Here is a 24,347-nt window from a genome sequence, read left to right as displayed (position 1 = left end):
CGTGCCGACAGGTATGGCAACGACATGTAGTCAACTGAGTGCTGTAAGGCGCAGCATCTTGACTGCGGCCGAATCAAGTGTTACCTATCCACTAAACAGAGGAGGGACTCAAATGACCAATGATGGTCTGCAATTTGGCGCATTTGTCCGCCGCGAACGTGAAGCAAGGGAGATCGGATTGCGGGAGATGGCCAAGAAAATTGGGGTGAGCCCAACCTACCTTTCGAAGGTTGAGCGTGACGAGTTCGCTCCGCCGACTGAGGACAAGGTCCGGGCCATTGCGCAGATAATCGAGTGCGACACCGATGAGTTGCTGGCCATGGCGGGGCGGATGCCGTCCGACCTGGCCGACATCATCAAGCGCAACCCCGTCGAAGTATCGGCGCTCCTGCGGACCACCAGTGGCATGACCCGCGACGAAATCGCCCGGCTGGCAGAGGGCGCCAAAAAGGCCAGAGGCGACTGAAACTAAGGGGCATGGCCCCCACGATGCAAATGAAGGATGACTGATGAGCCGATTTGTTCCCTATCTTGCCGACGAGGCCATCGAGCGCGACTCGGTATCCCTGATCGAGGAATTTGAGCATGCACGGGGCGTGACGATCGAGCCGCCGATCCCGATCGAGGACATCGTCGAGAAACACCTCAAGTTGCGGATCGAGTTCGACGACCTTCACGCCAGCCTCAACGTGCCTCGGCCGGAAAACGGGCAGACCGACATCCTCGGCGCCATCTACGGTGACGGGAGCATCGTCATCGACGAAACCCTCGACCCCGACGAGAACCCGGCGCGCGAAGGCCGCTATCGCTTCACTGTGGCGCATGAGGGCGGCGGGCACTGGCGTCTGCATCAGCATCTGATCGTGGGGGATACGGCGCAGGCATCGCTCTTCGACGGCGACAGCGCCCCAAAATTCATCTGCCGTTCGAGCCAGGCAAAGGAGCGAGTGGAGTGGCAGGCCGACTTCTACGCTTCCTGCCTGCTGATGCCGCGCAAGATGGTGTTCGCAGTGTGGGACGAGTTCTTCCCCGATCGCAAGCAGCGCGTGCTCCAGCCGAAGACCCCGATCGAACATTCCTTCGTCGAGATCCCGAAATACGGCTTCCAACTGAGCGGGCAGATGCTGGAATGCGAGACGGACGACGAGGCTCTAGAACGCTTCTGCAAGCCGCTCGCCGAACGGTTCTTGGTGTCACCCATCGCGATGCGCATCCGACTGGAGAAGCTGGGGCTTCTCCATCGCACCGTGCCGCTGCAGCGGCTTCTCGCGGGCGACTGACCCCCTTTTTTGAGGAGATTGTGAAGTGTCAAGTGAACAGGCGAAATGCAGCGTAGTGGCGCGGGGCGACGGGTTTGAGACCCGCGACTTCTACCTCGCCTGTTTCCTGCGGTGCACCGGATATGAACTCCTCGACCTGCGCGCCGAGGGACGCCGTAAGGTGTTCGTCTTCCGCGACCGCCCGTCCCGACGCGAGGACGTGCTTTCGTTCTACGGCGACGGTGCGACGGTGCCGCCCCTCGCGTTTTCCACCACCATCAAGGACATGAAGGCGCTGCTGCACAATGCTTGAGAAATCCAGCCACACCTCCGCCCTTGCCACCTGCGGTCCTCAGCTGCGCGAGGCGCTCGATCAGATTGGCCAGATCGTTCTCGACGGCCTGAGCCACGGTCACTTCCGCGCCACCGTGTCGAGCGCAGTCGGTAAGGGTAACCGGCGCGAACTCGTGATTGAGGCAGGCAAGTCCCACAAATTCACGATCCCCGAGGACGAACTGCCGCGCTGAAGGGGGCGCAAACGGGCGATCCCTGCGACTGGGACGCTGAACATGCAAATGACGATACGATCTAGCGTCATCGGTGGGAATCCGAGGCCGGAGATCAGGGGCACGGAACGGCGAGGAGCCGACCGTGAGATCTTCGGTGAAAGCTGCAAACGACAATCTCAATGACGAACTGATCGGACGGACCCGAAAGGTCTGGCAACCGCGCCTCGGGCGCGATCTGAGCCGCGACGAGGCGAAGCAGATCGCCGCGAGTCTGACCGGCTTCTTTGCCGTCCTAGCCGAGTGGTCGCGGGCCGATATGCCGCCCCCGGCGAATGACAACAGTGACACGGCGATCTCTGGCGATGAGGGGGTGCGCGATGACCGCTGAAACCATCGCGAGGACGCTTGGCGGCCGCAAGGTCGGACAAGGCTGGATGGCGCGCTGCCCAGCCCATGACGACCGCGAGCCGAGCCTCTCAATTCGCGACGCTGACGGCAAGGTGCTGGTGCGCTGTCATGCCGGGTGCGACCAGCGCGACGTGATCGCGGCCCTGAAATCACGCGGATTGTGGGACGGCAAGGATCGTTCGACCCTTGGGCGTTCGCGTCGCAGTCAAGTTTCACCGCCACGACCTGATCCGGACCAGGTTGAACGGAGTGCTGTCGCGCTTTCGATATGGCATTCCACGATTCCTGCCGACGGCACGCCGGTCGAAGCCTATCTCGCTTCGCGTGGCCTGACTTGTTCGCTGCCGCTGTCGCTTCGCTTTCATCGCGGCCTGAAGCAGAGGTCTCGAACCCCTCGTAAGGGACGTTGTACCACAGCGTCGCGCCCGCCTTGTCCAATGCCGGGATCACCTCCTTGCGCGACGAGGAGGTCACGCAGCCGATGATGTGACGCGCCCTGGTCGACGCTAGGATGTCCGCGCACAGGGGGGCGTAGCGTTGGACATCTCCGCCGGGGTCACGCTCGACTGGGCGAAAGGCGACGCCGATCTCGGGTGCCATATTGACCACCTCGATGGCTTCCATAGCGCCCAACCACAGTGCTTCCGACAGGGCGGAATAGGTGCCGCTGCGGGAATAGAGGATGCCAAGATCGATATCGGTTTTCATAGGTCCCCAAAAACGAAAAAGCCCCGCACGACCCTCCGGCAGGAAAAGTCGAAACGGGGCCTGATTGCCCAGCGGTCTTGCCGCTTGTGTCTCAAGCTAAGGCGAAGCCGCGCGTGACTGTCCACGATTCTGCACAACTTAATCTCTTCGGAGTCGCCAAATTGGGGTTTTCGCCCAATTTTTAGGCAAATTTCGCGAAGTAAGTGGAAAAGCCCTGATCAGGCGACCTCTGCAATCGCCAGATCGGCCATCTGAATGATTGCGTCGCGCTTGCTGGCCACGGCAATGAATCGGCCGTTGTGACAGAATTTCGCACCGGGAACGCCCGATGCCCCCTCCAGCGCCGCGTCCGTCAGACCCGCCCAGGCTTCCGGCAGGTCGGCCCGCGTGTCGAAGGTGTCGTCGCCGGTTCGGATCGTGGTCAGAACCTTTGACCGCGGTTCCTTCGGGCCGGTTTTCAGATCCTCGACCGTCGCCCGCTTCCGCCACTTCGCAACCGTCTTGGGATTGATCCCTAACTCCCGGCTCAGTTCCGAGAGCGAAGCTTGCGATCGCTGTATTCAGCTCTGACGGCGTGCGTGGTCGTAGCGCTGCCGTGACGAACCTGTCCCATAGTGCTTCCTTCCATTCCTGAGAATGGATCACACCATCAAACCGTGTGATCAAAAACCTAAGGTTTAACGACACATAATTGTTCTACCGACAATGAATCGAAAAGCCGTATAGGGCGCGTCCCGAAGGGTTCATGGGAAAATGCCGCTCCTCAGAAGATGGATCGAATGATGCCCTTTAAGCGTTGTGTTCCGAGCATTCTCGATGATTGGAGATACAATGGCACAGCGCGCACTCTGGAAAGGTCAGCTTCGGCTGTCGCTCGTCTCAATCCCGGTCGAACTCTACGCCGCCCACGATTCCTCACGGTGGGCAATCTCAAGGTCGTGCTGCAAGGGCACCGGATGCGGGGGGCCTGGGCGCTTGTGCGGATGAAGCCGCGCAAAGGCGAGAAGCGCGAGAACTGGTTGCTGATCAAGGAGCGGGATGCCCTCGCCTCGGATGAGCCTGACGGCCTGACGGCGACACAGAAGGTGTCGGTGCGCACTGGACGCACGATGAACGAAATCGCACGCGGAGCGAAGTTTAAGCCCGCGGCAACGAAAAAACGAGACGGAAAGCGCCCACCATTTCGCAAGGTCCAGCTGGCCACGCTCGCCGAGACTGCGCCCGAAGGCGACGACTGGATCCATGAAACAAAATTCGACGGATATCGCTGCCTTGCCTCCCTTGGCAAGGGTGGGACGCGCCTGTTCACGCGCAGTGGAAACGACTGGACCAATAAGTTCGCGGCGCTGGACGGGGCCTTCGACACGCTGCCCTGCGCGTCGGCATTGATCGACGGCGAGGTGATGGCCGCCCGGATCAGTGGCACGGCATTCTCATCCCTACAGGACGCCCTGAACATCGGCGATCCGTTGGTATTTTACGCATTCGACCTCCTGTCCCTCGACGGCGCCGATCTGGCGAAACTTCCTCAGACCGCTCGGCGTGAAGCACTTACGAAACTGATGGCTGGAATGCCGGAGGGTGGCACCTTGCGGATGAGCCAGCATGTGCAGGGCCATGGACCCGAAGTCTTTGCCGCAGCCTGCGAGGCGGGGGCCGAGGGCATTATCAGTAAACGTTGCGACGCGCCTTATCGTGGTGCGCGCACCAAGGCGTGGCGCAAGCAGAAATGCACCAAACGGCAGGAGTTTGTGGTGGGGGGCCTGTCGCCGTCAGAGAAGCGGGGACGGCCGTTCGCGTCGCTTTTGCTGGGCGAGTTTGGTCCTGACGGGCTGCGTTATCGAGGTCGGGTCGGCACCGGGTTCACCGATGCCGATTTCGACCGGCTGGAGAAGACGCTGAAAGCCCGCAAGACGAGTCCATTCATCGACGTGCCTGCCAATATTGCCCGTGCGGCGACATGGGTAACGCCCAAAGCCGTTGTCGAGATAGACTTTGCCGAATTCACCGCCGACGGCCACATTCGCCACGGCACCTATCTGGGGCTGCGTGAGGATAAGGAGGCCGCCACCGTGACAATTGAGCAACCGGAAACGGATTCACCCGTCGTGGCTGGCGTGAAGATCAGCAACCCTGACCGACGGGTGTTCGGCGATGCCGGTTTCACCAAACTGGATGTCGCGCGGTATTATGAGCGGGCAGGCGAACGTTTGACTGAAATAGCAGGCCACCGACCTCTTTCTCTTTTACGCTGTCCCGGTGGCCTGGAAGAAGCGTGTTTCTTTCAAAAGCACGGCCACGGTGCGATGCCTGCCGCACTCCAACGCATCGCCATCGAGGAAAGTAACGGCGAGACTGCCGATTATCTTTACGCAACGCGCGCCGAATCCTTCGTCGCCGCGGCGCAGATGGGCACAGTCGAGTTTCACATTCAGGGGGCGCGCACCGATCGGCTCGACCGGCCAGACCGGCTCGTCTTCGATCTCGACCCAGACGAAGGACTCGGGTGGGACGATGTGCGGCAAACTGCATTGGACCTGCGCGGCTGGCTGTCCGATCTCGCGCTGGAAAGCGGGGCGATGGTGACCGGCGGGAAGGGCGTCCACGTCTGGGTGCCGCTGCGCCGCACCCAAGGTTGGGACGCGGTGCGCGGGTTCGCCAAGACACTGGCACATGTTTTGGAGGAGAAGGAGCCGAAGCGCTTTACCGCCTCGATGTCGAAAGCGCGGCGCAAGGGCCGGATTTTCATCGACTGGCTGCGCAACGAGCGCGGTGCGACGGCCGTAGCACCCTGGTCCCTGCGCGCCCGTGCTGGGGCGCCGGTGGCGGTGCCGGTCGGATGGGACGAGCTGGCGAATTTGAAGGGCGCGGCCACGTTTACTTTGGCCAACATCGACACTCGGCTCGCTGCGCCCTGTCCCTATCTCAAGCAGGCAAACAGTCTCCACACTCTCGATGCCGACACGGCGACGCGGCTTCAGGACTGGATCGACAGTTAATCCGCCTCGCTTTCCGGCAATACCGCGACTGTCCAGGCTGTGCCGTCACAATGTCGGCAGGCGACAGGTGTTTTGACAGCGACCTCGATGAGTGTCTGCATCCGCAGCAGGCCATCGATGTATCTTCCCTACCTCTGAGCCAGGTCCGCACATCGCGGGGGCAAATACATCCCATGCAGTTTCGATCGCAATCCGGGTCGGGGTGGTCTGGCCCAAAAGAAGCTGAAACGCCCGGATGACTAGAGATAGGCATGCCTCACTTCATCCAGGTTGACATAGCCTTGCTCCCGCAAGCTTTCGAACAACTCACTCTTGCCGATTTTACTATCACGCAAGGCCTGCATGTTAATCACGCCTTCGCGGACGATCTCGGCCGTCACCCCGGCACCTCGGGGTAGAACATTGCATCGCCGACGGCAGAACCCAGGGCGATAACGAGCAGGAACTCGACGGTCGACATCTGCGCGATGCCCCGCCCGCCGACCCACCGGATCAGCAGCAATGAATACGCATAAATCACATAAGGCTCTCGGCGAGATACCATGTCGGCTGCCCGGCAAACGCCGGAAAGTCGGGGCTTTGCGGTTGCGATCCCTGGCCATGGCAACTTTGGCAGGACGGGATCCCGGCCTCTGCGATGCCGTCGAGGGCAATGCGTTAGCCAAGGGCCAGCAGCGCCTCGGGCGTGGAGGGCGTCCCGCCGGGAGCGGCCATCGGTACCGTGGCATAGCCAAGATCGGTGTCGCCCTCGAGAATCTCGGCCGCGTCCTGTGGAGTGTCGAGCGGAGGACCAGCGGGCAGGTGGCGATGCCTCTGCGTCCCTGTCGGCACCCGCGTCGGGGCCGGGTTCCGGCACGGGGCCGGGCTGTCGGGCAAAGTATCCGGCAAGTTCAGCGAGGGTCTGCGCATCATAACGGCTTGCGGGAGGCTGCATGAAGCCGCTTTCACGCCTGCCTTGCGCGAAGGCTGTAAGGTCGCGGAGAGATAGGGCGCGGGCTGAAGCGAGGCGATTTCGGCGGCGAGACTGCGGCGCAGCTCGAACGCCTGCCGCGCCACAAGAAGTGCTGCGAACACGCCTTCCGCGCCCAATGGCTTCATCAACAGCGCATCCGCCCCTATCCGCGAGGCCCATTCCAGGCGACCCGGTGCCTCCGAGCCGACCAGCGCAATCATCGGCATCGGCGCCTCGCCAGGGGCCCAGGGGAACTGCTCGTCGTGGCCAAGGTCCACATCATAGAGAACCACATTCGCCTGAATGGCGGCAGACGGCAGGTCGGGCCAGGCCGTCTCAACACTCAGGCCGATGGCCCGCAACTGCCGCAATAGAAGCTGCAACCGCTCATGATCGGGATGCAGAACAATGGCCTGCGCACCGTCCAGACCAGTGATATCAATCCCGGGCATCATGCGCGCACCACCGACAGGCGCGGCCCGTCCAGTTGCGGATGCCGCATGGGCCGAGTCATGTAGGGATCGGGCCGAATATCGCGCCAATCGGCCAGTACGTCGAAGGTGCCGTTGCGCACCTGCGCGATTTTCACATCCAGCGTGCAATGGTGCGTTGCCGGATCGATCCCGTAGTTCGCGCCGTGCTCGGCGATGAAGTCATCGAAGGGGCCGGCCTGCTCCTCGACCGACATGTCGGACAGGACCGCCGCAAGCGTCAGGACGGATCGATAGGCTGTCAGTTCCAGCGACGATCCGCGACCCGCCAGCTGCACTTGGTCGCTGAACGAGGGGCCAACGGCAATCAGCCCTTCTGCCGCCGCGCCCAGAAGGGGCAGTTCCGCTTCCGTCAGGTTGCACGACAGCACCGGGCAGGTCTCGGGCAGGAAGTAGGCGTCGCGTGCGCCCAGCGCCCGGTACGCCCTAAGAAACGCGTAAGACGATGCTCCGACTAGCGAATTCAGGATGAACCGTGGCCGCGTCACCTCGATCTCCTTGATCAGGCCCGCCACGTCCTCGTCCCCCAGTGGCAGGAACCGCTCGCCAAAGACTTTGCCCCCGGCCGCCTCGACCTGGTGTCGGGCAAAGCGGCACGTTTCCCAACCCCAGATGTAGTTTGACCCGATCAGAAACGCGGCCGTGCCATATTCCCGCATGGCCCAGCTGAGGATCGGCAGGATGTTTTGATTGGTGCAGGCGTGGGAATAGACGACGCGGGCATCCCTCAGGCGGAATCTGGCCCTGCATGGTGGCGTTGGTGAAGCGGGGCGTTGACGACACGCCGCTGGCCATCCACCGCACATTCCTCGCCCGAGACGGTAAGGGCAAGGCGCCGGTCGAACCTGAAAAGATGATGCTCGGACCGTGCCGAGGCGGTGCGGTTCGCTTGGGCGATCCCAACGAAGTCCTGATGATCGGTGAAGGCATCGAGACCTGTCTCGCGGCTATGCAGACGACCGGACATCCGGCCTGGGCTGCGCTTTCAACCTCCGGGCTGCGGGCGCTCGATCTGCCAGATTGGGTGCGCGACGTGATCGTTCTGGCCGATGGCGACGATCCCGGCGAAGCGGCAGCGCGTGACTGCGCTATGCGCTGGATGCGGCAGGGGCGGCGGGTGCGCATCGCCCGGCCTCCACGTGGTCTGGATTTCAACGATATTTTGCTCGGCCGCGCACCTGGCATCGAGGAGGGCGCGCAATGAGTGAAGATGTTGAAGGCGAGGACCTGAACCCCATCCTCGACGCGATACACGCGGCCGAGGAAATTCCCGATCCGCTTGACGGTCTGGTCGAGAAATCCACTGAAGATCCCGGCGCGGCATTCACACCTGAGGTTCTGGAGCGGCTCGCAGCCCTCAAGGCGGAGGATCGCGCTTCATTCGAAGCCCTGCGCGCGAAGCTCAAGAAAGCTGGTTGCCGGGTGACCGCGCTCGACGAGGCCATGGCTGAGGAAAGCGGGGATGGCGGGCGCGGTCCGACGCAGGCCGACATCCTGATCGACCTTGCGGGCGCGGCCGAACTGTTCCATTCGGCGGACGGAACGGCCTTTGCCGACCTCACGATCAACGATCATCGCGAAACCTGGCCGGTGCGCACGAAGGGCTTTCGCCGCTGGCTGGCGCGGCAGTTCTACGAGCAAACCGGCGGCGCGCCAAGCTCAGAGGCGCTGCAATCGGCGCTCAACGTGATCGAGGCGAAGGCGCATTTTGACGGACCGGAACGGCCGGTGTTCATCCGCGTCGGCGGCCTGGATGGGCGGCTCTACCTCGATCTCGGCGACGAGGCTTGGCGGGCGGTGGAAATAGACGCCACAGGCTGGCGGGTGATCGACGAACCGCCAGTGCGATTCCGGCGCGCGGCTGGCATGCAGCCTTTGGTCTTCCCGGCGCCCGGCGGATCGATCGAGGCATTGCGCGCCTTTCTGAACGTCCAGTCCGATCAAGATTTTGTCTTGGTGGTAGCCTGGGCGCTCGCCGTCCTGCGCAATAAAGGACCCTATCCGGCGCTCGTTCTGTCGGGCGAGCAGGGTTCGGCGAAATCAACTTTCTCGGCAATCCTGCGGGCTCTACTCGATCCCAACACCGCACCATTGCGCGCCCTGCCGCGCGAGGATCGCGACCTATTCATCGCAGCCAGCAACGGCCATGTGCTGGCCTTCGACAACGTGTCGGGCCTGCCTGCGTGGATTTCGGACACGCTCTGCCGATTGGCCACCGGCGGCGGCTTCGCCGTGCGCCAACTATACACCGACCAGGATGAGGTGCTGTTCGACGCCGCACGCCCGGTGATCCTCAACGGCATCGAGGACATCGTGACCCGGCCTGACCTTGCCGACCGCGTGGTGTTCCTCACGCTTGAGCCAATCCCCGAAGAACGCCGTCGACCGGAGGCGGAATTGTGGGCGGCCTTCGAGGCGGAACGCGCGCGTCTCCTCGGCGTCCTGCTTGATGCCGTGGTGGAGGGCTTGAAGCGCCTTCCCCACACCCATCTGCCAAGGTTGCCGCGCATGGCCGACTTCGCATTGTGGGCTTCAGCCTGCGAGACCGCGATCTGGCCTGCGGGCACATTCTGGTCAGCCTATTGCGGGAACCGGGACGAGGCCGTCGAGGGTGTCATAGACGCCGATCCGGTCGCCGCTGCCGCGCGCGCCGTCATGCTGGAGCGGACGGAGTGGACGGGAACCGCCTCGGACCTTCTGGGCGCCCTTGGAGAAGCGGCGGGCGAGCGCATCGCCAAATCCAAGACGTGGCCAGACAGTCCCCGCGCGCTTTCGGGACGGCTACGCCGTGCTGCCACCTTCCTGCGCAAGATCGGCATCGAGGTGTCATTCGAGCGCGAAGGCCGGGCGCGCACCCGTGTCATCCGCATCACCGCCGCAGGCGCGGAATCGGTGCCGGAACGCGGCGGGGCGCAACCGTCCGCGCCGTCCGCACCGTCCGCGCCAAGGCCGAAATCCGTTCCTGACAACGGCTTCGGGGCGCCCGACCTGCGGACGATCGCCAACGACGCGGACGGTTGCGCGCACGGAAAGGTCGATAGCGTCCGCGGTAACCCTCTGAAATCCAATGGCCGGGACGATGCAGACGGTGCGGACGCAAACCGCGCTGCTCATTCCGGGCCGGACAAAATAGCAGCCACCAGCTGGAGGGCACGGCTATGAGCGCCGCAAACGCCTTGTCGAAGCGGCCGAGATCCCCGGTCTCGGCCATCACGGTGACGGCCGAGATGAAGCTGACACCGCGCATCGCCTGGATGGCCTCGACGACGGGCGCCAGCGACCAGGTGGGAACGAGCGTGCGGATCTGATCCTCGATGCGCGCGAGCCGGGTCGCGGCGTCGTCGACCGCGTGAATGTATTCCTGCAGCACGATCTGATGGGCGGGGTGCTGGAAACGCAGGCCCGACAGCCAGACGCGGTGCTTCTTCGTCCAGTTGCACCCGGCGCGGAACACCCGGTCGTGGCGCAAGAGGAAGCCCGAGAGCTGCTGGCGCGCCCGGCGCAGGCTCTCCATCGCGGCGGTGCGGGCGCGGACCAGATCGCGCATCGCCTCGTGGCCCTCGTCCGGCACCCAGACCGGCGTCAACTCGCCCGCACGGTGCAGCCGCGCCAGCAGCACGGCGTCGCGCCGGTCGGTCTTGACCCGGTCGCCGGGGCGCGAGGGCGTCTTCGACGGCGCGACCAGCTCGCAGTCGTGGCCCATCTCGGTCAGCTGGCGGTGGATGCCGTAGCCGCAGGGGCCGGCCTCGTAACAGAAATGCAGTGCGCAGTGCGCCTTGCTCAGCCTCTTCACCAGCTTGCGGATCGACTCGCGCGTGTTCTCGATCTCGCCGAGATAGCGCACCTCGCCGCCGCGGCGGTCCTCGGCGACCGCCACGGCGATCGTCTCTTTGTGCACGTCCAGACCGACGAATGCTGTATCCTCTCCCATGGTTCGTCTCCTCGTGTATGGGGCTCTGCTCCGTGCCATACGGGAAATCCCCGGCATAACACGACGGAGACGGGCCACCCCGAAACGAACATTGGGTCCTTCCTGGCGACATTCCTATGCTGGCGGGCGAAGCGCGGAACATCGCCAGCGACTGGCTTCCTTTTTTGGGAATCCACCAGAATCCGGAATCCAGCCTGTCCACGCTGGACGATCTCGGTTGATTGCACTGCAATCAGCGCCTAATCTCACACGAAGCCGATGGAGGGCATCATGGCCAGCATCACGATTCGAAATCTCGACGACACGTTGAAGCGCAGTCTGCGCATCCGCGCGGCCGAGCACGGCCGCTCGATGGAAGAGGAGGCGCGGGAAATCCTGCGCCAGGCAGTCGGCAGACGGGCGCCGCCCGAAAACCTTGGTGAAGCCATTCATCGCCGCTTTGCAGCCCTGGGCGGAGTGGACCTCGATCTGCCGCCCCGCGAGCCGATGCCCGAGCCCCCGCGCTTCGATTGATGCAGGCAGCCATGATCCTGATCGACACCAATGTCATCTCCGAGCTTATGCGGTCGAAACCCGCCCCGGCCGTGCTGGACTGGTTCGGCCATCAAGACGCCGCCGCCCTTCATCTCAGCGCGGTGGGGGAGGCCGAGTTGCGGCGTGGTGCGGTGATCCTGCCGGAGGGCAAGCGCCGCGAGCGCCTGATTGCAGAGATCGACGCCATGGTCGGCGAAGACTTCGCGGGACGGGTGCTGCCGTTCGACAGCGCCGCGGCAAAAGCCTTCGCCGACATCTTCGCCGACCGCCGCGCCGCGGGTCGGCCGATCAGCTTTCCTGACTGCCAGATTGCGGCCATAGCCCGCGCCTGCGGTGCTGCCATGGCAACCCGGAACGTCGGCGATTTCGCGGGCTGCGGTGTCGAGGTGATCGATCCATGGCAGCATTCGGAGGGCGGCTGACCGGCATGGACAAGCGAAGCCTCACCGAACGCGACATCTGCACCAAGTTCATCCTGCCGGCCGTCAAACGCGCCGGCTGGGACGAGATGGTGCAAGTTCGGGAGGAGGTCTATTTCACCAAGGGCCGCATCATCGTGCGCGGCAAGCTGGTGACACGCGGCAAGGCGAAGAAGGCCGACTTCGTTCTCTACTACAAGCCGAACATTCCGATCGCGCTGATTGAGGCGAAAGACAACTCTCACAGTGTCGGTGACGGCATGCAGCAGGCGCTCGACTATGCAGAAACGCTGAAGATCCCTTTCGTCTTCAGCTCGAACGGTGACGGTTTCGTATTCCATGACCGCACCGGCGCCAGCACGCCGCGCGAGTCGAACCTCGGCCTCGACGCCTTCCCTTCACCCGCCGATCTGTGGGCGCGCTTTCGCTGCTGGAAGGGACTGGACGGCGCATCCGAGGAGATCGTTCTTCAGGACTACCACGATGACGGCAGCGGAAAGGAGCCGCGTTACTATCAGGTCAACGCGGTCAACGCGGCGATCGAGGCCATCGCCAAGGGACAGGACCGGGTTCTGCTGGTCATGGCGACCGGCACGGGCAAGACCTACACGGCATTCCAGATCATCTGGCGGCTGTGGAAATCGCGGCGCTGGAACCCCGAAGGCAACAAGCGCGTCCTGTTCCTCGCCGACCGTAATGTGCTGATCGACCAGACGATGGTGAACGACTTCCGCCCCTTTGGCGCGGCAATGGCAAAGCTTTCAACCAATGCCAAGACCATCGAACGGCAGGACGGCACCTCGGTCGACCTGACGCTGGCGCTCGACAGGAAACGGCGCATCGACACCGCCTTCGAGGTCTATCTCGGCCTCTATCAGGCGATCACCGGGCCGGAAGAGCGCCAGAAGCTGTTCAAGGAGTTCTCGAAGGACTTCTTCGATCTGATCGTGATCGACGAATGCCATCGCGGCAGCGCCGCCGAGGATTCCGCCTGGCGTGAAATCCTGACCCATTTTTCCGGTGCGACGCAGATCGGCCTGACCGCCACGCCGAAGGAGACGGAATATGTCTCCAACACGGAATATTTCGGCGAGCCTGTATTCACCTATTCGCTGAAGCAGGGGATCAGCGACGGATTTCTGGCTCCCTACAAGGTCATCAAAGTTCACATCGACCGTGACGTAGAAGGCTACCGGCCCGAGAAAGGCCAGCTGGACCGCGACGGCAACGAGGTCGAGGACCGCATCTACAACGCCAAGGATTTCGACCGCACGCTGGTTCTGGACGACCGCACCCTTCTGACGGCGAAGAAGATCACGGCCTTCCTCAAGGAAAGCGGCGACCGCTACCAGAAGACCATCGTGTTCTGCGTCGATCAGGAACACGCAGCCCGCATGCGTCAGGCGCTGATCAACGAGAACTCCGATCTGGTGACCGAGAACGCGCGCTACGTCATGCGCATCACCGGCAGCGACAAGGAGGGCCAGGACCAGCTTGGCAACTTCATCGACCCGGAATCGAAGTGGCCCGTCTTGGTCACGACCTCACGCCTGCTGTCCACCGGCGTTGATGCGCAGACCTGCCGCCTGATCGTGCTCGACCGTGAAATCGGCTCGATGACCGAGTTCAAGCAGATCGTCGGGCGCGGCACCCGCGTGCACGAGGACACCAGGAAGTTCTATTTCACGCTGATCGATTTCCGTGGCGCGACAGCGCATTTCGCTGACCCGGACTTCGACGGCGATCCCGTGCAGATCTACTCGCCAGGCGCGGATGACCCGATGACGCCGCCCGACGAGGAACCAGCAACGCCCGAGGGCGAGGACGCGATCCCGCCGACGCCGGGTGAGGACGAGACCATCGTCGATCAGCCCGGCCTGCCGCTGCCGACGGGCGATCCCGTGCGCAAGATCTACGTCGATGGCGTCGGCGCCCGCATCATCGCCGAGCGGGTGGAATACCTCGACGAGAACGGCAAGCTTGTCACCGAATCTCTGCGCGATTTCACCAAGAACGCCCTGAGGAAACGTTTCGCCAGCCTCGACGAGTTTCTGAAACGCTGGAACGCCGCCGAGCGCAAGCAGGCCATCGTCGAGGAACTGGAGGCCGAAGGTTTAGCCCTCGATGCCATCGCTGACGAGCTTGGCAAGAATCTCGATCCGTTCGACCTGATCTGCCATGTCGCCTTCGACGCCAAGCCCCTCACGCGCCGCGAACGGGCCGAGAACGTGAAGAAGCGTGACGTGTTCACCAAGTACGGGCCGCAAGCTCGCGCGGTCCTCGATGCCCTGCTGGAGAAGTACCGCGACGAGGGCGTGCTCAATCTCGACGACGCTAATGTGCTGAAGGTGACCCCCTTCACCGACATGGGCAGCGTCGTTCAACTCATCAACGCGTTCGGCGGCAAGGCGGGCTTCGAGAAGGCCGTCCACGAGTTGCAGGACGCGCTTTACCAGGAGACCGCCTGAACCATGATCGTCCGCACCACCGTCAAATCCATTCAGGACATCATGCGCCAGGACGTCGGCGTCGATGGCGATGCCCAGCGCATCAGCCAGCTCACCTGGCTGTTCTTTCTCAAGATCATCGACGATCAGGATCAGGAACTCGAAATCACGCGCGACGACTACCGCTCGCCCATCCCCGAGCGTTTCCAGTGGCGCAACTGGGCGGCAGATCCCGAAGGGATCACTGGACAGGCCATGCTCGATTTCGTCAACGACGAGCTGTTTCCGGCCCTAAAGGGCCTCCAGGTCTCGGCCAAACCGGGTGACCGCCGCCGCGTCGTGCGCGACGTGTTTGAAGATGCCTACAACTACATGAAATCCGGCCAGCTGCTTCGGCAGGTCGTAAACAAGATCAATCAGGTTGATTTCAACAACCTCGACGAACGTCGCCACTTCGGCGAGTTCTACGAGCAGTTGCTCAACGACCTGCAGTCGGCAGGCAATGCGGGCGAATACTACACGCCCCGCGCCATCACCTCCTTCATGGTCCAGATGATCGACCCGCATCCGGGCGAGACGTTGTTCGACCCAGCTTGCGGCACAGGCGGCTTCCTGACCTGCGCCATACGCCACATGGAGGAGAATTACGTCCGCACGCCTGCGCAGCGCGAGACGATGCAGGCAGGGTTGCACGCTGTCGAGAAAAAGCAGCTTCCCCACATGCTCTGCGTCACCAACATGCTGCTGCACGGCATCGAGGACCCGTCCTTCGTGCGCCACGACAACACGCTGGCCCGCCCCTACATCAGCTACACCGCATCCGACCGGGTGGACATCGTGCTGACCAACCCGCCCTTCGGCGGGCGCGAGGAGGACGGGATCGAGTCCAACTTCCCGCAGCACTTCCGCACCCGCGAGACCGCCGACCTCTTCCTCGCCCTGATCATCCGCCTGCTGAAACCCGGCGGCCGCGCGGCGGTGGTCCTGCCCGACGGCTCGCTCTTCGGCGAGGGCGTCAAGACCCGGCTCAAGGAGCATCTGATGGAGGAATGCAACCTCCACACCATCGTGCGCCTGCCGAACTCGGTCTTCCGCCCCTACGCCTCGATCGGCACGAACCTGCTGTTCTTCGAAAAGGGCGCGCCCACGCAGGACATCTGGTTCTGGGAGCACCGGGTGCCCGAGGGGCAGAAGGCCTATTCCATGACCCGGCCCATCCGGCTGGAGCATCTGGCCGACTGCGCCGCCTGGTGGGGCGGGCCGCGCCGCGAGGGGCGACAGGAGTCCGAGCGCGCCTGGAAGGTCAGCGCGGAGGACGTGAAGGCCCGCGGCTACAACCTCGACATCAAGAACCCGCACACCGTGGCCGAGGATCACGGCGACCCCGAGACGCTGCTGGAGGATCTGACGAATGCCGAGGCCGAGGTAGCGGCGATCCGCGACCAGCTGAAGGCAATCCTGTCCGAGGCGCTCGCAAGATGAACGCGGAACGGCTGCTTGCCCTCTACGAGAAGGTGGCCGAGGCGCCCGACGCCGTGCCCCGCCTGCGCCGCTTCGTGCTGGTCCTCGCTGTGCGGGGGAAGCTGGTGCCGCAGGAGGCGGGCGACGAACCGGCGTCGGAATTGCTGAAGCGGATCGCGGCGGAAAAGGCGCGGCTGGTGAAGGCGGGGGAGATCAAGCGACCGAAACCCGTTGACCCAGTGGCCGCAGGCGAAATGGCGTTCCCAACTCCACCGGGATGGACTTGGACCCGCCTCGCAGACATCGCCGTTTGCCTCGACTACATGCGCAAACCGATCAACGGCACCGAACGAGATATGCGGATCGAGGGAAAGTCAGAAGACGAGCTTTTTCCCTACTACGGCGCGACCCAGCAACAAGGCTGGATCGACGACTACCTCTTCGACGAGGAACTGGTTCTTCTGGGCGAAGATGGCGTGCCGTTTTTCGACCCATTCCGATCAAAGGCTTACATCATAAGCGGCAAGACCTGGGTGAACAACCATGCCCACGTCTTCAAGGGGATCCTGATCTCGCATCAGTTCCTCGCGCAGTATTTGAACGTCTTTGATTACACTGGGAGGGTTGTCGGTGCGACGCGCTCGAAGCTGAACCAAGCCCGAGCCGTCGATATTCCTGTCCCACTCCCACCCCTCGCCGAGCAGCGGCGGATCGTGGCGAAGGTGGAGGAGCTGATGGCGCTGCTGGACCGGCTGGAGGCGGCCCGCACCGCGCGCGAGGCCACCCGCGACCGGCTGACCGCCGCCAGCCTCGCCCGGCTGACTTCCTCTGATACGGGGCCCGACACCGACGCGGCCGACTTCCCGGCCAACGCCCGCTTCGCCCTCGCCACGCTCCCCGCCCTCACCACCCGCCCCGACCAGATCAAACCCCTCCGCCAGACCATCCTCAACCTCGCCGTCCGCGGCAAACTGGTGGACCAGGACCCGACCGACGAACCGGCGTCGGAGTTGTTGAAACGGATTGAGTCAGAGAAGGCGGCCAGCGGGAAGCGGCAGAAGGAGCTGCCTGAAATCGACGCCGAAGAGTTGGGCGAACTTCCACCAAACTGGTCAGCGGTGCCCTTGATCGCGCTCGGTGAGTGGGCGATCGGCTCGGGCTTCCCAAAGAATGAGCAGGGTGAGACGGATGGGCCTTACTTCTTCCTGAAGGTAAGCGACATGAACCTTCCGGAAAACGAGAAGTTCATCACAACGGCCAACAACACCATTGACGATGAAGCGGCCAAGCGGATGCGCGCGGCAATTCATCCACCCGGCACAATCATTTTCCCCAAGATCGGCGGAGCCATCGCGACCAACAAGAGGCGCATCCTCACGCGTGGCTCGGCAATCGACAACAACTGCTTGGGGATCACGTTTGCCACCGACATTGTTGTCGAATGGGCCTACCTTCTCATGACCACGCTGGACTTCACGCGCTACCAGGCCGGCACAGCGGTGCCGGCGCTGCAACAGGGAACCCTCGCAGCGATCCCCATTGCTCTCCCACCCCTCGCCGAACAACACCGCATCGTGGCCAAGGTCGATGCCCTCATGGCCCTCTGCGACCGGCTGGAGGCCGCCCTCACCACCACCGACACCACCCGCGCCCACCTCCTCGAAGCCCTCCTCCACGAGGCGCTGGACCCCGCCGTCGCAGCGATGGAGGCGGCGGAATGAGTCGGCTCACCTACGATCCCGAAATCCACTATTCGAGCCGCGATTTTCCAAAAGGCTTGGTCAAAAGATACGGAAACCTCACTACGACGTGGGATGAATTGCTCTGGGCCGCCATTACGATAGGACGGCCAAACACGGCGTATGTCTTCCAGCATGAAGAGGCTTCGCTCCACGAGGCGCTCTTCCGGCTCTCGCTCGTCAGAATGGCACTGGAACAAGGACCTTACAGCCACCGCTTCCGACGGACCGATGCGTTCCGGGCGCTAGACCCCACGGAGAAAGGGGCGGTCAGCTATTTCCTCGGGATGGCGGTTTGCAAGCTGTTTGCCAGCAGATTGCTGAACACGCCCTGGCTTTTGCATCTCGATGCCTTCCGCGACCAATACAACGCCCAGAACCTCGGACGATCCCGCCCAGATCTCATTGGGCAAGATGCGAGTGGCGCGTGGCACGCGTTTGAGACAAAGGGCCGTTCAAGCTTGCCGAGTGCAAAAGACAAGCAGAAAGCCAAGGATCAAGCGGAGCGGCTCGTTTCCGTCAATGGTTCTGCCTGCACACTGCACATCGGATCATTTGCCTTCTTTCGTGGGGATGAGTTGGAGTTCTACTGGCGCGATCCTGAGCCGGAAGAACCTGAGAAGCTGGAACCGATTGAGATTAGCGTCGCTGATGAAGATTGGACATACTACTACGCGCCCGCACTAGCGTTGGCAGCTGAGGCGGAAAGCGAACTTTCTTCGGCCCAAGCTGAACAAATCGACCTGAAGGTCAAGATTCATCCAAAGGTTTATCCTCTGCTTCTTGAAGGTCGGTGGGCAGCGGCGCGCGCTCTTATTGCGGAACTACGGCAAACGCTCGAAGCCGAAGGTTTTCAGCCGGACGGTCTAAGCGTTGTCGCCGGTGACTCTTGGCGGCGTAGCTTCAAGGGGACGGAAGGCTGATGTGGGCGCTTAGAAGGAAGACTTTGAGATGACGGTTCGGCTGGTCGATGCGGGGTGGGGCGCGGAATTGACCGCAGCTTTGCGCGCGGACACCAGCGAATTTCGGTTTATCTGCCCGTTCATCAAGGCGGGCGCGCTTGACCGCCTTCTTTCCCTTGACCCCGCCAGCATTCAGGTCATCACCCGTTTCAACCTTGTCGACTTTGCTGATGGCGTAAGCGACATCGCGGCTCTGCGGATGCTGCTAGATGCCGGTGCGCAGGTGCGGGGCGTCCGGAAGCTCCACTCCAAGCTCTACCTGTTCGGGAACCGGGCGATTGTCACCTCGGCCAATCTCACGAAGGCGGCGTTGGACAGCAATCACGAGTTCGGCCTGGTGACCGATGATGCGCCTATCATCGCGACATGCCGGGCCTACTTCGACGATCTTTGGCAGCGCGGGGCAAGCAACCTTTCTCGCGGTCAGCTCAATGCATGGGAGGAAGTAGTCACTCGCCACCGCGCCTTGGGCGGACGGCCGAGCAGCCAGACCGGTCTCGGAGATTTTGGTGCCGATGCCGGTGGTGCCGGTCCGCCGCCGGTTCGGATGCCAACAGTAATGGCCGATGCGCGACAGGCCTTCGTAAAGTTTCTGGGGGAAGGCGACAATCGCGTGCCGCTGTCGTTCACCACTATCGAGGAAATCGAACGGGCGGGCTGCCACTGGGCTGTCGCCTATCCCGCCTCGAAGCGGCCAAGCGGCGTTGAGGAAGACGCCATCATTTTTATCGCAAGGCTGACCCGTGACCCGAACGATATTCGCATTTTCGGACGATCCGTCGGTATGAGGCATCAGCCGGGACGGGACGATGCAACGGCGGCCGACATCGCGCTTAGGCCGTGGAAGGAAAAATGGCCGCGATACATCCGCGTCCATCATGCTGAGTTTGTCGCCGGGAGGATGGAGAACGGCGTTTCCCTGAACGAATTGATGGACACGCTGGGCGCAGAATCGTTCGCCCCGACACAGCGCAATACGCTGCGCGGCGAAGGCAACACCGACCCGCGAAAGGCATACCGGCAACAGGCGGCCGTCGAGCTTTCAGCGGAGGGATTTTCCTGGCTCGGGGAACGGCTTCAGGCGGCGTTCGACGAACATGGCATGGTGCCCCAGGACACGCTCGATCAGCTGGACTGGCCGCTGCTGCCGGATGTCGCGCCAGAAGACGGTGGCTGACCATGGGCATCAACCTCGTCATCGCCGTCACCGACGGGGACTGGTTCGAGATGCTGCGGCGGCAGCCGGACCTCGGCGAGGTTAATTTCTGGGCGCCGTCGGCTGCCAACTTCCGCGCACTCCAGCCGGGCGAGCTGTTCCTGTTCAAACTGCATGCGCCGCGCAACGTGATCGTCGGCGGCGGCATCTTCGCCTACGCCAATGCGCTCCCGTGTTCGCTGGCCTGGGAAGCCTTTGGCCAGGCGAACGGGGCTCGATCGGCGCAAGAGATGCGCGCCCGGATCGCGCGATACCGACGGGCCGATCCGGGCGATCGGAGCGATTTCGAGATTGGCTGCCGTATCCTGACGCAGCCGTTCTTCTTCGCCGAGGCCGACTGGATTCCCGTCCCGCAAAGTTGGGCGCCGAATATTGTGTCTTTCAAGACCTACAATACCGGAGATGCGGATCGCTTGCGCGCGCTGCGGCTGCTCGGTGGTCGGCGAGATCAAGAAGCAGAAATACATCTACTACCACTGCACCGGCTACGCGGACAAATGCCGGGGCGAGCCCGCCTCCTGTCGCCGCAAGTATGTGCGCGAGGAGGTTCTGGAGCAGCAGTTCACGGCCATGCTTGGCCGGCTTCGGTTCGACGACGAGGTTCTGGACTGGGTGCGCGAGGCGCTGCACGCCAGCCATGCGGACGAACGCCACGAGCACGAGGAAGCGATCAAGCGGCTCCAGGCCGAGCACAGGCGGCTCGGCGAGCGGATCAGCGCCATGTATGTCGACAAGCTTGACGGCAAGATCGGGGGCGATTTCTTCGACAAGATGGCGGGCGAATGGCGAGAGGAACAGCGGCGCTTGCAGCGCGACATCGATCGCCACGAGGAGGCCGAGCAGTCCTACATGGACGAGGGCATCCGGATTCTCGAACTTGCCCGCAATGCTCAGGCGCTGTTCGAACGCCAGCCCGCCCGCGAAAAGCGCCGCCTGCTCAACTTCGTACTTTCGAACTGCTCTTGGGAGGATGGGGAGGTGGTCGCCACCTTCCGCCAACCCTTTGATCTCTTGGCGGAAACCACGGCCATTGCCGCCCGCTCAAGTGCGGGAAGCGGCCTCAATTCCTCAAAAAACGAGATTTGGCTGGGGCGGTAGGATTCGAACCTACGATCTTCAGTACCAAAAACTGTTGCCTTACCGCTTGGCCACGCCCCAACGTGCGGCGTGAAATAGTTGAGTGACCCTTGGGCCGCAAGCGGAAAATCCCGCTGTGCGTCCTCTTTCCGTCAGGTCCGCATCGTACGGATCAGCGACAGGATATCCGCCGCTGCTGCGGGGATGTTGGTGCCCGGTCCGAAGATCGCAGCCACGCCCGCAGCCTTGAGGAAATCATAGTCCTGCTGCGGGATCACACCGCCGCAGATGACGATAATTTCCCCTGCCCCGGCTTCGCGCAAAGCGGCGATCAGTTTGGGGGCAAGGGTCTTGTGCCCTGCAGCTTGCGAACTGATACCCACGACATGCACATCGTTATCGATGGCATCCTGCGCGGCCTCCTCGGGGGTCTGGAACAGGGGGCCGACGTCGACGTCAAATCCGATGTCGGCAAAGGCGGTGGCAATGACCTTGGCCCCGCGGTCGTGCCCGTCCTGCCCCATCTTGACGACCAGCATCCGGGGGCGGCGGCCTTCTTCTTCGGCGAAATCCTCGACATCCTTCTGGATCGCGGCAAAACCGGCGTCGCCCTCATAGGCCGCGCCATAAACCCCGGCCAGCGTCTTTACCTCGGCGCGGTGTCGGCCGAACGTGTTTTCCATCGCCATGCTTATCTCTCCTACGCTGGCACGATGGCGCGCGGCCTCGACCGCCGCTTCCAACAGGTTACCGCCTTCGCGCGCGCGCCGCTCGACTTCGGCCAGCGCTGTATCGCATGCGGGTTGGTCGCGACTGCCGCGGATGCGATCCAGTCGGGCGACCTGGCTTGCCCGCACGGCATCGTTGTCGATATCCATGATGTCGATCGGATCTTCCGTGTCGCGCCGGTACTTGTTGACGCCGACGATCACCTCGTCGCCCTTGTCGATCAGGGCCTGCCGGGTGGCAGCCGACTCCTCGATCCGCAACTTGGGCATACCGCTGGCGACCGCCTTGGTCATGCCACCCATTGCCTCGACTTCCTCGATCAGCTTCCATGCTGCCTCGGCCATGTCGTGCGTCAGCTTTTCGACATAGTAGCTTCCGCCCAACGGATCGACGACATGGGTTACGCCAGTTTCTTCTTGCAGAATCAACTGCGTATTCCGCGCGATCCGGCTGGAATTCTCGGTTGGCAGGGCAATCGCCTCGTCAAAGGAATTGGTGTGCAGCGACTGGGTGCCACCCAGTACGGCGGCCAGCGCTTCGTAGGCGGTGCGTACGACGTTGTTATAGGGGTCCTGCTCCTGCAGGCTGACACCGCTGGTCTGGCAATGCGTCCGAAGCATCGATGACTTGGGATTCTTCGGTTCGAATTCCGACATGATACGGTGCCACAGAAGACGTGCGGCGCGCAGCTTTGCCGCCTCCATGAAAATGTTCATGCCGATCGCGAAAAAGAACGATAACCGCCCGGCGAAGCGGTCCACGTCCATGCCGCGCGCGATGGCGGCACGGACGTATTCGCGCCCGTCGGCCAAGGTGAACGCCAGCTCCTGCACGAGGTTCGCGCCCGCTTCCTGCATGTGATAACCGGAGATGCTGATCGAGTTGAACCTCGGCATCTCGTCTGACGTATATTCGATGATATCCGCGATGATCCGCATCGAAGGCTCCGGGGGGTACACATAGGTGTTCCGCACCATGAACTCCTTGAGGATATCGTTCTGGATCGTGCCCGACAGGGCCGACCGGGGCACGCCCTGTTCTTCGCCTGCGACAATGAAACTGGCCAAAACCGGGATCACCGCGCCGTTCATCGTCATGCTGACCGATACCTGTTCCAGCGGGATGCCATCGAACAGGATCTTCATGTCCTCGACGCTGTCGATAGCCACGCCCGCCTTGCCTACATCACCCAGGACGCGGGGGTGATCGCTGTCGTATCCGCGGTGTGTCGCCAGATCGAAGGCGACCGACACGCCCTGCTGCCCGGCGGCCAGCGCCCGGCGATAGAAGGCGTTGGATTTCTCGGCCGTCGAAAAGCCCGCGTATTGCCGTATGGTCCAAGGACGACCTGCATACATCGTGGCCTTGACGCCGCGGGTGTAGGGTGCCTCGCCAGGAACGCTGCCCAGATGATCGACTTCCGCCAGATCGTCGGCGGTATAGACCGGCGACACGTCCAGACCTTCGAGGGTTTTCCACGTCAGGTCGTCGAGCGACCTGTTCCGCAGTTCGTTCTCAGCCTGCTGCGCCCATCTGGTCCTGTCGTCGGTCTGTTTTTCGGAAGGGGCCATGTCTCGATCTCCTGTCACGGAAAAGCACTTCTGCGAGGGCTTGGGAAGGCGTGACGATCCGCCCGCCCGCACCATCGCGCAGCCAGATCAGATCATCATCGTACCGACCGCGCAATTCGGCACGTTCGTCGGCGGTGAAGGGTGCATAGTGCCCAGCGACATGCGGCAGGACGGTCAGGCAGCCCTCGTCGCGCAGGCGCACCTGCAGATCGGCGCAGGAGGGCGCGGCGTTCAGAACCGGCGCAGTGCGCGTTTCCGGCATCGTTCCCGTCAGTTGCGCAAAGGCATCGGCGGGACGGGCAGCCATATCTTCATGCGTCCAGACCGTCAGACGCGCATCGGGCAACGCGTCGGCAACGTCGCAGACGACCTGCCGCCAGCCGCGCCGCGCCTTCAGCACGGCATCGATGGTGGCACGATCCGGGGGGGCGAACCCGCGCGTCATCAGGTGCGCGAACAGGCTGGTCCACCAGGCATCGGGGCTGCGGATCGACAGCGAGACGTGATCGACGCCCGGCAATACCGCGCCCAGACGCTCCATCCGCGCCGAGACTGTCGGGTACAGTCGGCCCAGAAGAAGATTTTCGCGCAAACTGCCCAGCATGTTGCAGTCTGACACGACAAGCCGGGAAATGCCGTCACCGGCCATCGTCGTCCGATGCATTGCGACCCGCCCGGCTGCGCGATGGGCCTGCAGGTCGCGATAGGCGCTGGCGCGTCCCGGATCGCCCATCACACCCGACAACAGGCCGCCATCGCGCGTTCGCCGTGGCCCCCAGACCGCGACACCGCGAGAGGCAAGTTGTTCCGCGTTACGCGACAGCAGGCGCTGTAGGGTCGACGTGCCCGTTCGATGCGCGCCGGGATGCAGCGTAATCGGGGGGGTGCGCGTCATTCGGGGCATGACAGTTCCTTTCATCATGGCCCCTCTTCTG

At 63.0% G+C, this 24,347-nt stretch carries 24 protein-coding genes, 1 tRNA gene and 5 pseudogenes; 18 read left to right on the top strand and 12 right to left on the bottom strand.

Annotated elements, in window-relative coordinates; all coding sequences use genetic code 11:
- Positions 1–112 precede the first annotated feature (112 nt).
- The 6 genes from AC13C2_RS04235 to AC13C2_RS04210 all read left to right on the top strand — a co-directional run bounded on the left by AC13C2_RS04235 (position 113) and on the right by AC13C2_RS04210 (position 2,661).
- Positions 113–466: a helix-turn-helix domain-containing protein gene (locus tag AC13C2_RS04235; protein ID WP_482886032.1), complete on the top strand. Its 354-nt coding sequence runs from the start codon at positions 113–115 to the stop codon at positions 464–466.
- 43 nt (positions 467–509) lie between these two features.
- The gene (locus AC13C2_RS04230) at positions 510–1,280 is read left to right on the top strand and encodes an ImmA/IrrE family metallo-endopeptidase (RefSeq protein ID WP_482886031.1); all 771 of its coding nucleotides are present in this window, start codon (positions 510–512) and stop codon (positions 1,278–1,280) included.
- 25 nt (positions 1,281–1,305) lie between these two features.
- On the top strand, positions 1,306–1,572 hold the full coding sequence (locus AC13C2_RS04225) for a DUF5659 domain-containing protein (RefSeq protein WP_482886030.1): 267 nt from the start codon (positions 1,306–1,308) through the stop codon (positions 1,570–1,572).
- Positions 1,565–1,786 carry a hypothetical protein gene (locus tag AC13C2_RS04220; RefSeq protein WP_482886029.1) on the top strand — a complete coding sequence of 74 codons (222 nt, stop codon included), beginning with the start codon at positions 1,565–1,567 and terminating at the stop codon, positions 1,784–1,786. The genes AC13C2_RS04225 and AC13C2_RS04220 overlap by 8 nt, the downstream gene beginning before the upstream one ends.
- Positions 1,787–1,910: 124 nt before the next feature.
- Positions 1,911–2,156 carry a hypothetical protein gene (locus AC13C2_RS04215; protein ID WP_482886028.1) on the top strand — a complete coding sequence of 82 codons (246 nt, stop codon included), beginning with the start codon at positions 1,911–1,913 and terminating at the stop codon, positions 2,154–2,156.
- Positions 2,101–2,661, top strand: a complete 561-nt coding sequence (locus AC13C2_RS04210) for a DUF7146 domain-containing protein (protein ID WP_482886027.1) — start codon at positions 2,101–2,103, stop codon at positions 2,659–2,661. Before AC13C2_RS04215 ends, AC13C2_RS04210 begins: the two co-directional genes overlap by 56 nt.
- Here the strand turns inward: AC13C2_RS04210 and AC13C2_RS04205 are convergent.
- From AC13C2_RS04205 to AC13C2_RS04195, 3 pseudogenes are all read right to left on the bottom strand, one after another.
- Positions 2,564–2,884, bottom strand: a pseudogene (locus AC13C2_RS04205) (transporter substrate-binding protein); the annotation flags it as partial. The gene AC13C2_RS04210 and the pseudogene AC13C2_RS04205 overlap by 98 nt on opposite strands.
- 218 nt (positions 2,885–3,102) lie before the next feature.
- A pseudogene (locus tag AC13C2_RS04200) lies at positions 3,103–3,309 on the bottom strand (MYG1 family protein); the annotation flags it as partial.
- Positions 3,304–3,497 (bottom strand): annotated as a pseudogene (locus tag AC13C2_RS04195) (transposase); the annotation flags it as partial. The pseudogenes AC13C2_RS04195 and AC13C2_RS04200, both read right to left, overlap by 6 nt.
- Before the next feature lie 307 nt (positions 3,498–3,804).
- Here AC13C2_RS04195 and ligD point away from each other — a divergent pair.
- Positions 3,805–5,883 carry a DNA ligase D gene (ligD, locus tag AC13C2_RS04190; protein WP_482886026.1) on the top strand — a complete coding sequence of 693 codons (2,079 nt, stop codon included), beginning with the start codon at positions 3,805–3,807 and terminating at the stop codon, positions 5,881–5,883.
- 239 nt (positions 5,884–6,122) lie between these two features.
- Here the strand turns inward: ligD and AC13C2_RS04185 are convergent, their stop codons facing one another.
- The 4 genes from AC13C2_RS04185 to AC13C2_RS04170 all read right to left on the bottom strand — a co-directional run bounded on the left by AC13C2_RS04185 (position 6,123) and on the right by AC13C2_RS04170 (position 8,057).
- Entirely contained in the window at positions 6,123–6,263 is a 141-nt protein-coding gene (locus tag AC13C2_RS04185) for a YetF domain-containing protein (protein ID WP_175495860.1), read from the bottom strand.
- Positions 6,260–6,427 (bottom strand): DUF421 domain-containing protein, encoded by a 168-nt coding sequence (locus AC13C2_RS04180; protein WP_175495861.1) that lies wholly within the window; start codon positions 6,425–6,427, stop codon positions 6,260–6,262. Before AC13C2_RS04180 ends, AC13C2_RS04185 begins: the two co-directional genes overlap by 4 nt.
- 113 nt (positions 6,428–6,540) lie before the next feature.
- Positions 6,541–7,290 (bottom strand): ANTAR domain-containing response regulator, encoded by a 750-nt coding sequence (locus tag AC13C2_RS04175; protein ID WP_482886025.1) that lies wholly within the window; start codon positions 7,288–7,290, stop codon positions 6,541–6,543.
- Entirely contained in the window at positions 7,287–8,057 is a 771-nt protein-coding gene (locus AC13C2_RS04170; RefSeq protein WP_482886048.1) for a transporter substrate-binding protein, read from the bottom strand. Before AC13C2_RS04170 ends, AC13C2_RS04175 begins: the two co-directional genes overlap by 4 nt.
- A gap of 2 nt (positions 8,058–8,059) precedes the next feature.
- Between AC13C2_RS04170 and AC13C2_RS04165 the strand changes: the two are divergent.
- The 3 genes and pseudogenes from AC13C2_RS04165 to AC13C2_RS04155 form a co-directional block, all read left to right on the top strand.
- Positions 8,060–8,206, top strand: a pseudogene (locus tag AC13C2_RS04165) (DUF7146 domain-containing protein); the annotation flags it as partial.
- Entirely contained in the window at positions 8,180–8,530 is a 351-nt protein-coding gene (locus tag AC13C2_RS04160; protein ID WP_482886047.1) for a toprim domain-containing protein, read from the top strand. The pseudogene AC13C2_RS04165 and the gene AC13C2_RS04160, both read left to right, overlap by 27 nt.
- Positions 8,527–10,488 (top strand): hypothetical protein, encoded by a 1,962-nt coding sequence (locus AC13C2_RS04155; RefSeq protein ID WP_482886024.1) that lies wholly within the window; start codon positions 8,527–8,529, stop codon positions 10,486–10,488. The genes AC13C2_RS04160 and AC13C2_RS04155 overlap by 4 nt, the downstream gene beginning before the upstream one ends.
- Before the next feature lie 16 nt (positions 10,489–10,504).
- Here the strand turns inward: AC13C2_RS04155 and AC13C2_RS04150 are convergent.
- A pseudogene (locus tag AC13C2_RS04150) lies at positions 10,505–11,257 on the bottom strand (IS110 family RNA-guided transposase); the annotation flags it as partial.
- Positions 11,258–11,527: 270 nt separating this feature from the next.
- On the opposite strand from AC13C2_RS04150, the gene AC13C2_RS04145 reads away from it, so the two are divergent.
- From AC13C2_RS04145 to AC13C2_RS04115, 7 genes are read left to right on the top strand one after another with little or no spacing between them, the layout of a single operon-like run.
- Positions 11,528–11,770 carry a FitA-like ribbon-helix-helix domain-containing protein gene (locus AC13C2_RS04145; protein ID WP_090201419.1) on the top strand — a complete coding sequence of 81 codons (243 nt, stop codon included), beginning with the start codon at positions 11,528–11,530 and terminating at the stop codon, positions 11,768–11,770.
- A gap of 11 nt (positions 11,771–11,781) precedes the next feature.
- Positions 11,782–12,213, top strand: coding sequence for a type II toxin-antitoxin system VapC family toxin (locus AC13C2_RS04140; RefSeq protein ID WP_289594961.1), 432 nt, complete (start codon positions 11,782–11,784; stop codon positions 12,211–12,213).
- Between the two features lie 5 nt (positions 12,214–12,218).
- Positions 12,219–14,678 (top strand): EcoAI/FtnUII family type I restriction enzme subunit R, encoded by a 2,460-nt coding sequence (hsdR, locus tag AC13C2_RS04135; RefSeq protein ID WP_482886046.1) that lies wholly within the window; start codon positions 12,219–12,221, stop codon positions 14,676–14,678.
- Between the two features lie 3 nt (positions 14,679–14,681).
- Complete coding sequence (locus AC13C2_RS04130; protein ID WP_482886023.1) at positions 14,682–16,139, top strand: type I restriction-modification system subunit M; 1,458 nt, start codon at positions 14,682–14,684, stop codon at positions 16,137–16,139.
- Positions 16,136–17,839: a restriction endonuclease subunit S gene (locus AC13C2_RS04125; protein ID WP_482886022.1), complete on the top strand. Its 1,704-nt coding sequence runs from the start codon at positions 16,136–16,138 to the stop codon at positions 17,837–17,839. Before AC13C2_RS04130 ends, AC13C2_RS04125 begins: the two co-directional genes overlap by 4 nt.
- Positions 17,836–18,780, top strand: a complete 945-nt coding sequence (locus tag AC13C2_RS04120; protein ID WP_482886021.1) for a hypothetical protein — start codon at positions 17,836–17,838, stop codon at positions 18,778–18,780. The genes AC13C2_RS04125 and AC13C2_RS04120 overlap by 4 nt, the downstream gene beginning before the upstream one ends.
- 28 nt (positions 18,781–18,808) lie before the next feature.
- Positions 18,809–19,996 (top strand): phospholipase D family protein, encoded by a 1,188-nt coding sequence (locus AC13C2_RS04115; RefSeq protein WP_482886020.1) that lies wholly within the window; start codon positions 18,809–18,811, stop codon positions 19,994–19,996.
- Here AC13C2_RS04115 and AC13C2_RS04110 read toward each other — a convergent pair.
- Positions 19,945–20,502 carry a hypothetical protein gene (locus tag AC13C2_RS04110; RefSeq protein ID WP_482886019.1) on the bottom strand — a complete coding sequence of 186 codons (558 nt, stop codon included), beginning with the start codon at positions 20,500–20,502 and terminating at the stop codon, positions 19,945–19,947. The genes AC13C2_RS04115 and AC13C2_RS04110 overlap by 52 nt on opposite strands.
- Between AC13C2_RS04110 and AC13C2_RS04105 the strand changes: the two genes are divergently transcribed.
- The gene (locus tag AC13C2_RS04105) at positions 20,471–21,133 is read left to right on the top strand and encodes a recombinase zinc ribbon domain-containing protein (protein WP_482886018.1); all 663 of its coding nucleotides are present in this window, start codon (positions 20,471–20,473) and stop codon (positions 21,131–21,133) included. The two genes, AC13C2_RS04110 and AC13C2_RS04105, sit on opposite strands and share 32 nt — an antisense overlap.
- Here the strand turns inward: AC13C2_RS04105 and AC13C2_RS04100 are convergent.
- The 3 genes from AC13C2_RS04100 to AC13C2_RS04090 form a co-directional block, all read right to left on the bottom strand.
- Positions 21,119–21,193: transfer RNA gene (locus AC13C2_RS04100), tRNA-Gln, on the bottom strand. The genes AC13C2_RS04105 and AC13C2_RS04100 overlap by 15 nt on opposite strands.
- A gap of 71 nt (positions 21,194–21,264) precedes the next feature.
- Complete coding sequence (scpA, locus tag AC13C2_RS04095) at positions 21,265–23,412, bottom strand: methylmalonyl-CoA mutase (protein ID WP_482886017.1); 2,148 nt, start codon at positions 23,410–23,412, stop codon at positions 21,265–21,267.
- A complete protein-coding gene (locus tag AC13C2_RS04090) occupies positions 23,357–24,307 on the bottom strand; it encodes a hypothetical protein (protein ID WP_482886016.1) in 951 nt (316 codons plus the stop codon). The genes scpA and AC13C2_RS04090 overlap by 56 nt, the downstream gene beginning before the upstream one ends.
- Between the last annotated feature and the right edge of the window lie 40 nt (positions 24,308–24,347).

Source organism: Jannaschia sp. L-14R (genome assembly GCF_056857695.1).
Note: the sequence above shows the minus strand (reverse complement) of the source record. Positions and strands in the feature narration are given on the sequence as shown.

What these genes read in the sequence shown, in the direction of transcription:
- AC13C2_RS04125 (WP_482886022.1), top strand. Translation starts at nt 16,136, where the DNA reads ATGAACGCGGAACGGCTGCTTGCCCTCTACGAGAAGGTGGCCGAGGCG.
- AC13C2_RS04110 (WP_482886019.1), bottom strand. Translation starts at nt 20,502, where the DNA reads ATGTATTTCTGCTTCTTGATCTCGCCGACCACCGAGCAGCCGCAGCGC.
- AC13C2_RS04210 (WP_482886027.1), top strand. Translation starts at nt 2,101, where the DNA reads ATGACAACAGTGACACGGCGATCTCTGGCGATGAGGGGGTGCGCGATG.
- AC13C2_RS04175 (WP_482886025.1), bottom strand. Translation starts at nt 7,290, where the DNA reads ATGATGCCCGGGATTGATATCACTGGTCTGGACGGTGCGCAGGCCATT.
- scpA (WP_482886017.1), bottom strand. Translation starts at nt 23,412, where the DNA reads ATGGCCCCTTCCGAAAAACAGACCGACGACAGGACCAGATGGGCGCAG.
- AC13C2_RS04115 (WP_482886020.1), top strand. Translation starts at nt 18,809, where the DNA reads ATGACGGTTCGGCTGGTCGATGCGGGGTGGGGCGCGGAATTGACCGCA.
- AC13C2_RS04120 (WP_482886021.1), top strand. Translation starts at nt 17,836, where the DNA reads ATGAGTCGGCTCACCTACGATCCCGAAATCCACTATTCGAGCCGCGAT.
- AC13C2_RS04230 (WP_482886031.1), top strand. Translation starts at nt 510, where the DNA reads ATGAGCCGATTTGTTCCCTATCTTGCCGACGAGGCCATCGAGCGCGAC.
- AC13C2_RS04220 (WP_482886029.1), top strand. Translation starts at nt 1,565, where the DNA reads ATGCTTGAGAAATCCAGCCACACCTCCGCCCTTGCCACCTGCGGTCCT.
- hsdR (WP_482886046.1), top strand. Translation starts at nt 12,219, where the DNA reads ATGGACAAGCGAAGCCTCACCGAACGCGACATCTGCACCAAGTTCATC.
- AC13C2_RS04130 (WP_482886023.1), top strand. Translation starts at nt 14,682, where the DNA reads ATGATCGTCCGCACCACCGTCAAATCCATTCAGGACATCATGCGCCAG.
- AC13C2_RS04160 (WP_482886047.1), top strand. Translation starts at nt 8,180, where the DNA reads ATGATGCTCGGACCGTGCCGAGGCGGTGCGGTTCGCTTGGGCGATCCC.
- AC13C2_RS04090 (WP_482886016.1), bottom strand. Translation starts at nt 24,307, where the DNA reads ATGACGCGCACCCCCCCGATTACGCTGCATCCCGGCGCGCATCGAACG.
- AC13C2_RS04155 (WP_482886024.1), top strand. Translation starts at nt 8,527, where the DNA reads ATGAGTGAAGATGTTGAAGGCGAGGACCTGAACCCCATCCTCGACGCG.
- AC13C2_RS04235 (WP_482886032.1), top strand. Translation starts at nt 113, where the DNA reads ATGACCAATGATGGTCTGCAATTTGGCGCATTTGTCCGCCGCGAACGT.
- AC13C2_RS04180 (WP_175495861.1), bottom strand. Translation starts at nt 6,427, where the DNA reads ATGGTATCTCGCCGAGAGCCTTATGTGATTTATGCGTATTCATTGCTG.
- AC13C2_RS04145 (WP_090201419.1), top strand. Translation starts at nt 11,528, where the DNA reads ATGGCCAGCATCACGATTCGAAATCTCGACGACACGTTGAAGCGCAGT.
- AC13C2_RS04140 (WP_289594961.1), top strand. Translation starts at nt 11,782, where the DNA reads ATGATCCTGATCGACACCAATGTCATCTCCGAGCTTATGCGGTCGAAA.